The sequence below is a fragment of the Moraxella tarda genome (assembly GCF_035181405.1).
Lineage (GTDB): Bacteria > Pseudomonadota > Gammaproteobacteria > Pseudomonadales > Moraxellaceae > Moraxella.
The window spans coordinates 40,871-54,888 of the sequence record NZ_JAYGGV010000003.1; the positions used below are offsets into that span (position 1 = coordinate 40,871).

Sequence of the window (14,018 nt, forward strand, 5' to 3'; positions counted from 1 at the left end):
CCTGCCATTATACCGCATTTGTCAGCGTTTTTTATCATGATTAGTAAATACATCAAAACCCCAAATTAAGCATATAATTTGGGGTCGTCAAATCAATCATTAAAATGATATTGGCTGATATCAGTAAGTTTCATTGCTTTCAACAATGGTCAGCTCAACATTTTCATCTGCCACATGATTGCGTTTTGGCTTAGATTCGGTTTTCGTTGACTCTGCTTTTGACTTGGTCTCAGCTTTTGGTTTAGCCTCAGCTTTTGGCTTGTTTTTGGCAGGCGTATCAACTGGTGAACGACCTTCTGTTGGTGGCAAAAAAGCCTCATGCTCACGAGCTTGTGGCTCTCTTACCGCTTCTTCTGACGATTGAACTCGTGGCGTGGCAATTGGCTCAACTGGCTCTAAGCGAACTGGTGCATTTTGAGCATTAGTTCGTGATTGGCGTGCCATGCTGTGCGTTGATGCCACAATGGTATCTGCCACCAAATCAAGAATTGCATTATCCGAATCGAGCAAGGCTCTATTGTCCTCAATGGCATAAGAAAAACCTTTGGTCATCAATCGATTATTACCAATGAGTGCCGAACCAATCTCAGCGGCTTGCTCATCAAGCGGTGCAAGACCCGATTTTTTAAAGGCTTGACTGGCATGAGTCATGGTTTGAGCAGGCAAGGTAAAATGCACATCAGCACTACAAGTCGCTCCAGACGATGCGACATTTTGTAGGTCAATATTCACCTCGGTAAGTTTTTGACGAACTTGTTGTTCCAATCCCAAACGCATGGCATCATCGTAGTTTTGAATCGCCATCAAAGCACTGTCAAGCAAGCCTGCTTGCAGAGCATCAACCAGACGGTTACGCAAACTTGGCTCATCACAGACAACCTGAATCTCTTGAACCACAGGCTCAGCAACTTCCATTTCTGGCTCAGCAGACTGCCCCTCTTTATTGCCACATGCCGACAGCACCACAGCCACCAAAGATGCACTCACAGCATATCTTAATGCGTTGATTTTTCTCATAAAATACCTATTTGCTTTTTTAATTTAACAATTCCGCACAGCTTTGCTTTATGATAAAATACACACAAAGTCCGTCCGATATACTTTTTGTTATTATAACACAGCAATAACACAGCCATCACGACTTTTTGAGCACAAACCCAGACAAAAACCCAATTCAAACCCAAATCTTGTTAAATATTCGCCATTATTACCAAAATGCGACAACATCATGAATGAAATTTTTACACCAATCATCACACCCACCGACCGCAATTTTGACTGCATTGCCGACCACTTTGCCAAAAAAATCTATGGCGGTCTAAAAGGACAAATCCGCTTGGCCGTACTCAGCCGAGACATTGACAAGATGACAGCAAAGCTTGGCAAAAAACTTGGCAGACCTTTAAAAATACTTGATGTTGGTGCAGGACTTGCTCAGATTAGCCTACAACTTGCCAAAACTCATCACTGCACCATCAACGACATTTCTGCCAATATGCTAAACAAGGCACGCCAGACTGCCTGTGATGAAAATCTGGCAAATCTTCGCTTCATCACTTGCCCTTATCAAGATTTACCAAGCACCATTAAAGGTGAAAAATTTGATCTTATCTTATGTCATGCCGTACTTGAATGGCTTGGCAATCCTGAACAAATCATGGATTTTTTTGATGAGTTTTTAGCAGATGATGGTGTGCTTTCGCTGTGTTTTTATAACCCTGCTAGTCTGGTTTATCGCAATCTGATTATGGGAAACTTTTATCAGCTCGATAAACCAAAACCTGCCGACAACAACAGCCTGACACCAAACAGCCCTGTTGATAACAACACGGTCGAACATTGGCTGTCATCTTACGGTTATACCGTTTATGCTCACTCTGGCATTCGGGTGTTTTCAGACTACACGCCCTTAAAGCGTGGTGGGCTAAATAATGATGATGCCGTCATTGAAATGGAGCTAAAATATTCACAAGTCATGCCATTTCGTCTGATGGGGCGGTATTTGCACATTTTGGCAGGTAAAAACCGTTCATCGCCTTAAACGGCTTGGGCTTGGTGTTATGATTCACGCCAAGCCAACCAAAAATTTGTCGCCAAATTCTAATGGTTGGTTCAATATATTTGCCGCAAAATATTTGCCATAAATAGCGTTCTAACCATACACCAATTTGCCGTCATCAAGATTTAAAATCTTTGTTAATCATCATAATAAATAGCGACCAAGTACCGCATTAACCACACCCTCGGTGCGTAAAATTCGCTCGCCCAAAGCCACAGAGACAACACCAATTGACCTTAATAGCTCAATCTCATATGGCACAAATCCGCCCTCTGCACCGATAGCAACAAAAATAGGCAAGTCATTTTTACCACAAAATTCACCAAAACCCTGAGAATCATAGGGGTGAAACACCACCGCACGATTTGGCGTGATAAGAGCTGGCAAGCTATCTTGAACAAAAGGTTTAAAACGCTTAGCAAGGGTAATCTTTGGGGCCATCGTATCTACACCCTGCTGCAATCCCTCTATGATAAACTCATCAAGGCGACCAAGCAGGGGCGACCCCCAATAGCTTTTATCAGTACGGACACTGTTGATTAAAATGATGTGATCAACCCCAATGGCTGTCATATCTATGATAAGCCGTCTTAACACCTTTGGGCGTGGCAAAGCAAGCATGAGAGTAACGCCAAGTTTGGCAGGTGGCGACTTGTCCAGCACAACATTGGTAAACACCGCTTGAAAATCACTCAATTTAGCCAATACACCAATGCCCAAATGGCCACCAAGCTGACCTATTTTTAAAACATCGCCAATTTTGGCTTTTAATACGGTTTTAATGTGCAAAATTTGCCCTGCATTTGTGATGACGGCTGTATCACCATTAAAGCATTCACTACCTAACAATAAGACATTCATCTTAGTTTTCCTAATCATACATTACCAGTATCAATTGATGTGCCAAATTGATGAACTGGCATGGCAATGCCAACCATCACCCACAACCATTGTCATATGACTAAAACATATCAGCATTTCAAGATGATACGCATCATACACCAAAAAAAAATGCACAAAAATCAGCCTTACAGTTTTAAGTTGTCATATCAACAACCAAGTTTTGGCTCACATTTTAGCTCACACCAAAAGCCCAATTTCAAAGCCTTCTTTAATCGCACGCTTGGCATCTAGGCGTTCAGACTTTTTTGCCCCACCGATGACATGATACTGTGCGTGCGGTGCATCGCCAACATGAGGCATGAGTGCATTGACCGACTCTTGCCCCACACAAACAACCACCGTATCCACACGCAATAATTGCAACTGACCATTCACGGTGATCCACAGACCCTCATCAGTGATTTTGTTGTAAGTCGCCCCACCAATTTGCTTCACGCCCGCTTGTTTAATGACAGCTTTATGCACCCAACCTGTGGTCTTATTTAAAGTTTTTCCAAGCTTGCCCTCAGAGCGTTGAAGTAGATAGACTTGACGACATGGCTTGGCAGGACACGGCTTAACCAATGCCCCACCAGTTGTATAGTGAGCATTGCCATCTACACCCCATTGTTTAAAAAATTCATCTGGCGTCTGCCCATGGGGCTGATGATTGAGTGTATTGATCTGCCTATCAATACCCAACCCATGCACCAAAAATTCCGCCACATCAAACCCAATGCCACCAGCCCCAAGCACCGCCACACGCCTGCCAGCCACCTTCTTACCCGACAGCAGATCAGCATAGCTCATCACATTTGGCAAATTCACCCCTTCAATATCAAGCTGTCTTGGCATGACGCCAGTTGCCACAATCACATCATCAAACGCCATATCATCTAGCATTTGGCGAGTTACGCTTGTATTGACACGAACATCAACCTGATGCAAGGCCAGCTGTGCATGAAAATAACGAATCGTCTCAAAAAACTCTTCTTTGCCAGGGATAACTTTTGCATAATTAAATTGCCCACCCAATATCTCTTTGGCCTCAAACAATACCACACGATGGCCACGACGCGCTGCTGTCAAAGCTGCCATCATACCAGACACACCGCCACCAACGACAGCAATATCTTTGGGCTTTTTGGTAGATTTGATGGTATATTCACTCTCATGGCACGCCAAAGGATTTACCAAGCAACTGACACGATGATGATCAAAAACATGATCCAAACACGCTTGATTACAACCAATGCAGGTATTAATTAGATGCACTTGATTACGCTCTACCTTATTCACCCAATGACTATCTGCCAAAAATGGGCGTGCCATTTGAATCATGTCCGCCTGACCATCTGCCAAAATCTTTTCGGCAGTTTGGGGCATATTGATGCGATTGGCGGCAATAACAGGAATGTCAACCGCCTGTTTGACCGCTTCGGTATAACGCACAAAACTGCCACGAGGAACAGAGGTTATGATGGTTGGTATGCGAGCTTCATGCCAGCCGATGCCTGTGTTTAGCAAAGTTACGCCAGCGTCCTCCAACCATTTGGCAAGCTTGATGACATCTTCCATAACCATACCGTTGTCTACCAGCTCCACCATAGACAAACGAAAGCTGATAATAAAATTCTTGCCCACCTGCTCACGCACAGCACGAACAATATCAAGGGCAAATCTGGCACGATTTTCAAGGCTACCGCCATAATCATCGGTACGCTGATTGGTGCGCTTTGATAAAAATTGGTTAATCAGATAGCCCTCTGAACCCATGATTTCCACACCATCATAGCCTGCTTTTTTGGCAAGACTTGCTGTATGAGCAAAATCCTGCACCGTTGCATGGATATTTTTCACACTCATTTGGCGTGGCTTAAAGGGGGAAATTGGCGACTTAATCGCACTTGGCGCCACCACAAAGGGGTGGAAACCATAGCGACCTGAATGCAAAATCTGCAAAATAATCTTTGCCCCATGTCGATGCACCGCCCGAGTAACACGCACATGATGAACAACATCACCCAAGGTATTGAGTGTGCCACCTAATGGGGTCAGCCAGCCTTCACGATTAGGAGAGATGCCACCTGTAACAATCAACCCAACACCACCTTTGGCACGCTCTTCAAAATACGCCGCAAGCTTTGCATAATTAAAAAATCTGTCTTCAAGCCCTGTATGCATTGACCCCATGACAATGCGGTTTTTTATTGTGGTAAAACCCAAATCCAACGGGCGTAGCAGGTGTGGATACGCCAGATGCCCCTCGTTTTGTTCGGCTGGTTGATTCGGCTGGTTGAGGTTTTTGGCTGATTTATTAAGCAGTTTGGCAGATGGTTTTTGGCTGATTTGTAGGGCGTTTTGCAGTACTGACTTCAACAATGCTTTCATAATGATCCTTATGGCTGGCGTGAGCTGGCATCTTGTCAATTTTATCATAATACCATCTTGATATTTTAGGATTTTTTGGGCGTTTGACCACATGGTCATGACACACTCAGAATAAAGCTTTGTCTTTTTTATTATCATAATCATTATCATAAAATACCATTTGCCAAAAACCATAAAACAAGGTAATCTAATCTTTTTCCCCCATGCTCATATTTTTAATATTTTAAGTACCAACTTTTAAGCACCAACAAGGATAAAAAATGACCGAAGTCGCCCCAGAATTTCGCATCACCATCTCAGGACAAATCACAGCCAATGATGTTGTCAATCTTGCCGAACAAGGCGTAAAAACCATCATCAACAACCGACCAGATGGTGAAGAAGCAGGTCAGCCAACTTCTGATGAAATCAAAGCCGCCTGCACCAAACATAACATCGCCTATCAACAAATTGCCTTTGCTGGTGGTATGCTTGACATGAATCATGTACAAGAATTTGCCGATTTTTTCAATGCCACTCAACGCCCATTACACATTTTTTGTCGCTCGGGCAATCGTTCTAGCAACATATTGCAGGCAGCTCGAGAACAAGATTTGTTAGATGAAGAGTAATTTTCACTGAAAAACTAAGCAAAATTTGTCAATTTTTAGTAAAATGGGCGTTAAGATTCGCCCATTTTTCATTCTAAAAGTGTGCAACCAAGTTCGTTTATGAGCAAAAAAACATGAGTAAATAGAGTAAAAAACCATGAGTAAAAATATCCCCATTTTAAGCAACGAAGAAATTGAAAAAATGAAAATCGCAGGTCGTTTGGCCGCAGAAGTATTAGAGATGCTAGACTCTCATGTCAAAGCTGGTGTCAGCACAGGTTTTTTGGACGATTTGGCATACAAGCACATTACCGAAGTTCAAGATGCCATTCCCGCCTGCCTAAACTATCAAGGTTATCCATTTACGCTTTGCACCTCAATCAATCATGTGGTCTGCCATGGTATGCCCGACCATGAGCGTATCTTAAAAGATGGCGATATCATCAATATTGATGTTACTGTCATCAAAGATGGCTACTATGGCGATACTTCGGCCATGTGGATCATTGGCGAGGGGTCTATCATGGCAGAACGCATTTGCGACACCGCTCAAAAAGCCCTGTACGCTGGCATGAAGGCTGTCAAAAATGGTGCATATCTTGGCGACATTGGTGCTGCCATTCAAGAGGTGGTTGAGCCTGAACGATTTTCTATCGTGCGTGAATTTTGTGGGCATGGCATTGGCAAGACATTTCATGCCGAACCACAAGTGCTACATTATGGCAAAAAAGGCACGGGCGTACAGCTAAAAACAGGCATGGCACTCACCATAGAACCTATGATTAATCAAGGCGTGTGGCAAACCAAAATCATGAAAGATGGTTGGACTGCCATCACCAAAGACCGCAAACTATCCGCCCAATGGGAGCATACACTGATTGTTACTGACAATGGTTGTATTGTTACCACACAAAGACAAGGTGAGGATTTAAGTTTTTTGCGTGCATAATTGTTTAGCATGGCCTAATTAAAATGGCATACCAATCAAGCCATCAATCAAAATGCCAAGCACAAGATATTTTAATGGATTATTTTTTATCCATTAAAATATCCACCCAATAAGCCAATAAATCAATAGGCCATCAAGTTGCAATAAAACTAAAAAAATAAAACTAAAATTAGCCACAATGTTTCAATTTTTAAACCGTCATGAATGCACTTGCAACCCTACCACCCTTACCGCAAATTAATCAGCCAGCCGATAACACACCCTTTGATGGCACAACCATCAAAACATGGCTTGATGAATTAAATCGCCAAATTGATGAACAGTTATTAATTTCAGACGACCCCACCAGCCAGATTGGCAATTTAATCAAACAACGCACACACGCTGTTGATTTGTTACTGACCAAGCTATTTGATCAACACCTGCCCAATACCCTTGCCTTATTTGCCATTGGCGGTTATGGACGCACGGAGCTATTTCCTCAATCCGACATTGACATACTCATCTTGGGCGATGAAATACAGCCCTTTGAACAATCCATTGAACGCTTTGTGGCGGTGCTATGGGACATTGGCATCACACCTGCCATCAGTGTACGCACAGTAAAAGACACCGCTTTTGCCGTTACCGATCACACCATCGCCACGGCATTGCTTGAATCTCGGCTCATTGCAGGCAACCTTCATCTTAAAAATATCCCCATGCAGTCAATAAAAAAAGCATGGAGTGTCAAGACTTTTTTTTATGCCAAATTTGATGAATTAAAGACTCGCCATTTGGCTCATAACGCCACCGAGTACAACCTAGAACCCAACATCAAAAACGCCCCTGGTGGACTTAGGGACTTGCATATTTTGGTTTGGCTTGGCAAGTTTTATTTTGATGGCGTGCATGATTTGGCAGATTTGGTCAAGGTGGGCTTTATCAGTGATGATGAATTCATTGACCTAAAAAATGCCCAGCAATTTTTATGGTGCATTCGTCATCATCTGCATATGCTGTCAGGTCGCTGTGATGATCGCTTGCTTTTTGACCAACAAAAAAATATCGCCAAACGCCTAAATATTTTGTCAGATTCAACCGATGGTAAAATACTCACACACGCCCTAGAGAACATGATGCGTACTTATTATCAACACGCCATGCAAGTTGCTGCCCTTTGTGAGATGCTGTGTGCCTACTATCAAGAGTCCCATCTGACGCTTAATCATCATCACATCAGTATTGATCAAGACTTTTATCAAATCCTCCAAGCACATCAAACTGCAGAAACCAACAGCCAAAATAATTCAAATTCACCCGCACAAATCGCCGCTAAAGATGGCAATATTTTTATCAAAAAACCTGAAAACTTGCTAAAAATTTTTCTCATCATGGGGCAGCGTGGCATTAAAAAGATTGCCGCCAGCACACTTCGTGCTCTACGCCTTGCCAGCCATCAAATTGATGATGATTATCGTCAAAGTCATATCAATCGCACGCTGTTTTTGGCCAACTTACAAGAGAGTAACTTGCTTTTTTACCGCCTACAAATCATGAAACGATATGGCATTTTGGGCAACTATTTACCTGCTTTTGGGCAAATCATGGGGCTGATGCAGTATGACTTATTTCATCGCTATACAGTAGATGAGCACACGCTGCTACTTGTAAAGATTTTACACCACTTTGGTGATGCGAATAATATTGAATATCAACAAAAATTTGACCTAGTTGGCGAGGTGTATCAAAAAATCAACCGCAAAGACCTGCTCATCATCGCTGCTATTTTTCACGACATCGCCAAGGGGCGTGGTGGCAACCACAGCGAACTTGGTGCAGACGATGTGCGTGAATTTGCCAGCTTACACGGGCTGTCAGATGAAGATACAGATTTTGTGGCTTGGCTGGTGCGTGAACATTTAACCATGTCTTTAACCGCCCAAAAACAAGACATTTTTGACCCTGATGTGATTCGCAACTTTGCCAGATTTACAGGGACGATTGCACATCTAAACCATCTTTATGTATTGACAGTTGCTGATATGAACGCCACCAATTCACAGCTTTGGAACTCATGGCGTGCATCGTTATTAAAACAGCTTTATATCAGCACCCACCGTGTACTCAGTCTTGGTGAGGAAGTCATTGATAAAGACGCTGTCATCACTCACCGCAAAGAACGAGCAAAAGTCTTGATGAATGCACCAAATGATGCGATTGATACGCTATGGACAAATTTTGGCGAAGATTTTTTCTTAAAGCAAAAACACTCCGACATTGCATGGCAAAGCCAAGAAGTCATCACCCATGCCAGTCAACTCAAAGAACATCAGCCCATAATCTCCTTACGCAGGCATTCTGATTTGGCATTAAATGCAGTGCAACTATTCATCTGCACACAAGACCAAGACGATTTGTTTGCCGCAACAGTGAATGTGCTTGACCAGATGGGGCTGTCCGTGCTAGATGCAACAATTTTAACTGCAGACATCGATGGCATATCTGCCGCACTAGACTCTTATGTCTTGATTGACCGCTATGCCATCGGCGCTGGCAATGAACAAGACAACATCTTAACCAACGACATTCGCAGGCAAATGCTCATTGACAATCTAAGCAGAGCTTTTAAAGATGGCAAAAGTAAATTTGCACCACGCCGTTTTAGTTTGGATAGACAGCTTAGACATTTTAGCGTACCAACACAGGTACAATTTAGCGAAGCGACATCATTAACTCGCTCAGGTCAACACATGATGCTCATCACCACCAAAGACCGCCCCACACTATTGGCAAAATTAGGTAATGTATTTAGCCAGCTTAATATTGAGGTGCACGGTGCACGCATTACGACACTGGGTGAGCGAGCCGAAGATATATTTTATTTAAGTGATAAACACAAACAAGTGTTAAGCAGTGATAAACTAAATGCCCTAAAAATCGCTGTCATCGATGTTTTGTCATGATACAATAGGTACAACTTGATTAATGATATTTGATTATGAAACCAGCAACACTCAAACCAATACCAATATCTCTTGCCACAAGCATCATCTTGTCTTGTACTGTCAGCCATGCCATGCAATCACAACCACTCAACTTACCAGAATCGGCCATCGCTTGCGAAAGTCAAATCACCCTATCTGATGGCTATCAATTTTTGCACGAAAGCGAAGACTGCCAATACAACGAAAATCTCACTGTCGTCAAAAAAGGCAATCTGTATGGTTATGCCAACGCCCAAGGTAAAATCATCATTGAAGCACAGTTTGATATGGCAGCCAACTTTGATGATGGCTTGGCACTCATCAAAAAAGGTGGTAAATACGGCTACATCAACCCCAAGGGCAAAATCATCATAGAGCCACAATTTTCTAACGCATGGGGCTTTTGGGAAGGTCGTGCCAAGATCAAACAAAACGGCAAATACGGTTTTATTGACAAAAAAGGCAAAATTGTCATTGCCCCTATTTATCTTAATACTGGTGATTGGTTTGAAAATGGCTTGGTGCGTGTGGCGGTTAATGGCAAATGGGGCTTTATCAATAAAGATGGTAAAATTATCGTTGAACCAAGATTTGACACAGCAGAGGATTTTTCCGAAGGATTGGCATCTGTCGGCATTAAAGTTGATGATGGCTATAAATACGGCTACATCAATCCCAAAGGCGAGCTGGTCATTGCCACCATCTATGATACACCTGCCAATTTCATTGATGGCACCGCCTTTGTTATCAAGGACAATCATGCTTACTACATTGATAAATCTGGCAAAGAGGTTAGTTTTTGATACCAAGATACAAAACACTACATTCAAACCGTTGCAATTTGGCAGCTTATTTGTTAGGATACTAAGAATTGGGGATGTTCTGGCTTCGACGCTGGTAATGAAACTCAATAGTGCATGTCAAGAGTGGTAATCTCTTGTAAATACAATACCAATTAAAATAGTCGCAAACGACGAAACTTACGCTCTAGCAGCCTAAGGGCTACTTGGGTCGGCACAGATTGCCTTTGGTCTGGTTGCTCACCCCGAAGCGAACGCACAAAGGATAGTGCCTGTTAGTGTTGCGATGACAGGTGCGAAACTTTTAGCAAATCGTCCAATCCATCCTGACTGTCGGTTCGGTGCGGATTAAAGCCATAGACAGATTCTAAGCATGTAGAACTATGGGCGTAGTGCTGGCGGACGCGGGTTCAACTCCCGCCATCTCCACCATTTACATAAATCAAAGAAAATTAAAGTTAATCAAACTTAGTCAAAAACCCTTGAAAATAATAGTTTTCAGGGGTTTTTTGTTGTATAATCTTAGGCAAACTTAAACACGGTTAATCAAGGTTAATCAAGGTTAATCAAGGTTAATCAAGGTTAATCAAGGTTAATCAAGGTTAATCAAGATAAAAAGTTACATTTTTGTTACATAAAATGTAACACCTAAGACGGTACAACTTATGCTAACAGATACCAAAATCAAAAGCCTTGTAAATCAAGGCTTTTTTGATGGTTTGTTGTGCATCATAGTCAATCAACAAATATTAAAACAATCGCCAAAATTTTTAAGACAAATCCAAAAAAATGCGTTATAATACTTCAGACTGGAGACGTGGCTGAGTGGTCGAAAGCGCACGCCTGGAAAGTGTGTATACGTTAATAGCGTATCGAGGGTTCGAATCCCTCCGTCTCCGCCAAACTGGATTTTTAGCAGTAAAATCAATCATTATCACACCGTATCAAACAACATAAAAAACCCCATTCAAACCCTTGTAGCATAAGACCTACAGGGGTTTTTAATGCCTTGTCATTGTCTCAAAGCGTATCAAAAAACATCAATGGTTTGCTTGCAAGCTCAAGTTTTTAACAGTAAAATTGACAGTAAATAAATTTACCGTTAGGGCTTTTTTTGGCATAGCAAGAACCACTATGCCGCCCAAATCATCAAAACCACCAGCCCAAAATCTACAGCCGTGAATTGGTTGATATGATTTTTGAGATGTCGTATTGTCAGATTATCAATGTGATTGATAAGGGCATTGCCAAATACCAAACCGCCAGAAGTGTGAGTAAAATCTAGGTAATTTAGCAAACAGGCCGTCTTTGAGCAGATTAATGACCGTATCGTCAAATTGCGCTATGTTATTTATAATAGCCTATGTTTGTATTGTTGAGATTTTTATGGTATCGATACTTGCATTGGATAATATTTATTGATACTATGGCGTGATGCCAGACAAGTCAATATCTTAAAAAACATCAAAATACCACAAGCCATTTTAGACCACACCCAAACCCAAATACCAACAAAATGGAGAGGGTAGGTGTAAAAAAACGAGTTGATGGTACAAACATCGCACCAACGGAGCTAAAACAATGACCAACACCATGACAATTAATGACCATGAAGCCATCATCACTTTTGACAGTGAGATTGGTTTATTTTATGGGGAGTTCATCGGACTAAACGGCAGTGCAGGCTTTTATGGTGATAGCACAGACGACTTATACGAGCAAGGGGCGTTGTCATTACACAGGTTCTTGGAAGTATGTAGTGAACAAGGCATCAACCCCTATCAATCATAATCACATTAGAGCAATCGCACGCCCGCCAAAAAAACCATACAAAAACCCTGCTTGCACTGGCAGTCTTTAGTTATACAGTATCAATAAGAAAGTGGTGAATTTGACTCAGCCATCAAATTGACAGCCAAGCGTTAGACAGCTCAAAAACCCGCTTAAATGCTCCAAATAGGTTTGTATGTATAGTCATTATTACCGCATGGGCTGTAGGGCAGGGTCTGATCCCCCATATAATATCTAATTTGGTACAACAAATCTCACCAAACAGTGATTTGTACGGCTTTAAAACATCAATGACGCCACCTATAGCTCACCGATGATTTAAGTGCCAATCTACCATACTCTCCACCATATCTAAAAATTTCTCTCGCTCCAGCTCATCTAATCTGGACAAAATATCGTGCATGCGTTCAAGTTGATCTATCAGCCGTGGACTACTACCAATCAAAAAGTCCGTCGTCTTACAATCCAAAATCTCTGCAAGCTGTATCAATCGTGGTATGCTGGGCATGATGCCACCCCGCTCCATTCTGGACATGGCATCATTGCTGATATTCATCTTTTCAGCAAGCCCAGCCTGAGTAAGCCGCTTTTGTTTACGATATTTAGCAATCATTTGTCCGATACGTTCTGCAATTTTTTGATTATCATCACTCATGGCCGTCATCTTATTGGCATAATTTTACGCAATATTAGACATTTACCACTTGATGTACAGGGAGTTTTAGTTATATACTAAGAGTTTAATTCTTATATATGGCTATTTGGTTTAATTTTGTAAGCATATCGTAAATTTTTACCAAAGAAAACAGCCAACAGACAGTGTTGCGACATACTATGACGGAGCTTTTAGACAAATGCCTATATTTTTGGTGGGGATTTTGTTATTTTATTAACAACTTAACAAACTTAGTGAAACAAAATGAGTATAACCAACGAAAATCACATCAAAAGACAATGGCAGATTATCCAGTTTTTAATCGGGCAAGGCAACTATACATCTAGCGATGATGTATTGAGGCATTTGCAAAATTTGGGCTTTGATGTTAAAGAACGCACTGTGCAAAGAGACCTAAATGCTTTGGCAAACATCTTTCCGCTTGAATGCCGAAAAGATGACAAGCCGTACAGCTGGCGGTGGCAACGAGTAGCGGGTAGTAAAAAGAATAAAATGAGCTATGAGCAGGCGTTGATTTTTATGTTGATGGATAACGAATTAAGAGATATGCTGCCTGATGATTTGCTACAGCGATTGCAACCACTATTTGTCAAAGCAAAAATGGTGATGGCAGGGGTAGATTATCAAAAACGTGAAATGTCCGCACTTGACCGTAAAACCACCTTACCTGGCTCTCATCTCTATAATCGCAGAAAAAATGCAATTCCACCAGGGCCGCCCAAAAAGTTTTTTGCGATTGCGGGCAAGTTAAATGGTTTGTTTAGAAAAGATAAACTTGGTGTCATGCTGGGTTTTTATGATGATGGTGTGGATAAGGACAGTTTGCTTGCTTTAAAAAGTGAATTGGAAAAATTTGGACTGTCAGAATTTGTTGTAGAAGTGGAAAAATTTATTCAGTTGAATAGATTGTGAAT

11 protein-coding genes, 1 tRNA gene, 1 other RNA gene and 1 pseudogene are annotated in these 14,018 nt (G+C 41.8%); 10 read left to right on the top strand and 4 right to left on the bottom strand.

Going from position 1 to position 14,018, the window contains the following annotated elements:
• Positions 1–120 precede the first annotated feature (120 nt).
• A complete protein-coding gene (locus tag U9670_RS04630; protein WP_323841228.1) occupies positions 121–1,017 on the bottom strand; it encodes a hypothetical protein in 897 nt (298 codons plus the stop codon).
• Positions 1,018–1,228: 211 nt separating this feature from the next.
• Here U9670_RS04630 and U9670_RS04635 point away from each other — a divergent pair, with 211 nt between their 5' ends.
• A complete protein-coding gene (locus tag U9670_RS04635) occupies positions 1,229–2,041 on the top strand; it encodes a methyltransferase domain-containing protein (RefSeq protein WP_323841227.1) in 813 nt (270 codons plus the stop codon).
• A gap of 162 nt (positions 2,042–2,203) precedes the next feature.
• Here U9670_RS04635 and U9670_RS04640 read toward each other — a convergent pair whose 3' ends face one another.
• Both U9670_RS04640 and U9670_RS04645 read right to left on the bottom strand, forming a co-directional pair.
• Positions 2,204–2,920, bottom strand: coding sequence for a 16S rRNA (uracil(1498)-N(3))-methyltransferase (locus U9670_RS04640; protein ID WP_323841226.1), 717 nt, complete (start codon positions 2,918–2,920; stop codon positions 2,204–2,206).
• Between the two features lie 219 nt (positions 2,921–3,139).
• A complete protein-coding gene (locus U9670_RS04645) occupies positions 3,140–5,332 on the bottom strand; it encodes an FAD-dependent oxidoreductase (RefSeq protein ID WP_323841225.1) in 2,193 nt (730 codons plus the stop codon).
• 260 nt (positions 5,333–5,592) lie between these two features.
• On the opposite strand from U9670_RS04645, the gene U9670_RS04650 reads away from it, so the two are divergent.
• The 8 genes and pseudogenes from U9670_RS04650 to U9670_RS04685 all read left to right on the top strand — a co-directional run bounded on the left by U9670_RS04650 (position 5,593) and on the right by U9670_RS04685 (position 12,428).
• On the top strand, positions 5,593–5,943 hold the full coding sequence (locus U9670_RS04650; RefSeq protein ID WP_323841224.1) for a protein tyrosine phosphatase family protein: 351 nt from the start codon (positions 5,593–5,595) through the stop codon (positions 5,941–5,943).
• Between the two features lie 136 nt (positions 5,944–6,079).
• Positions 6,080–6,871, top strand: coding sequence for a type I methionyl aminopeptidase (map, locus tag U9670_RS04655; protein ID WP_323841223.1), 792 nt, complete (start codon positions 6,080–6,082; stop codon positions 6,869–6,871).
• A gap of 200 nt (positions 6,872–7,071) precedes the next feature.
• Entirely contained in the window at positions 7,072–9,816 is a 2,745-nt protein-coding gene (glnD, locus tag U9670_RS04660) for a [protein-PII] uridylyltransferase (RefSeq protein ID WP_323841222.1), read from the top strand.
• 35 nt (positions 9,817–9,851) lie between these two features.
• Entirely contained in the window at positions 9,852–10,640 is a 789-nt protein-coding gene (locus U9670_RS04665; protein WP_323841221.1) for a WG repeat-containing protein, read from the top strand.
• A gap of 70 nt (positions 10,641–10,710) precedes the next feature.
• Positions 10,711–11,069, top strand: a transfer-messenger RNA (tmRNA) gene (gene ssrA, locus U9670_RS04670).
• Between the two features lie 379 nt (positions 11,070–11,448).
• Positions 11,449–11,539 (top strand) — tRNA-Ser (locus tag U9670_RS04675).
• 260 nt (positions 11,540–11,799) lie between these two features.
• Positions 11,800–11,922 (top strand): annotated as a pseudogene (locus U9670_RS04680) (Fic family protein); the annotation flags it as partial.
• A 308-nt stretch (positions 11,923–12,230) separates the two neighbouring features.
• Positions 12,231–12,428 carry a type II toxin-antitoxin system HicB family antitoxin gene (locus U9670_RS04685; protein ID WP_323843766.1) on the top strand — a complete coding sequence of 66 codons (198 nt, stop codon included), beginning with the start codon at positions 12,231–12,233 and terminating at the stop codon, positions 12,426–12,428.
• Between the two features lie 307 nt (positions 12,429–12,735).
• On the opposite strand, the gene U9670_RS04690 is transcribed toward U9670_RS04685, so the two are convergent.
• Positions 12,736–13,083, bottom strand: coding sequence for a helix-turn-helix domain-containing protein (locus tag U9670_RS04690; RefSeq protein WP_323841219.1), 348 nt, complete (start codon positions 13,081–13,083; stop codon positions 12,736–12,738).
• A gap of 264 nt (positions 13,084–13,347) precedes the next feature.
• On the opposite strand from U9670_RS04690, the gene U9670_RS04695 reads away from it, so the two are divergent.
• Positions 13,348–14,016, top strand: coding sequence for a hypothetical protein (locus U9670_RS04695; protein ID WP_323841218.1), 669 nt, complete (start codon positions 13,348–13,350; stop codon positions 14,014–14,016).
• Positions 14,017–14,018 lie beyond the last annotated feature (2 nt).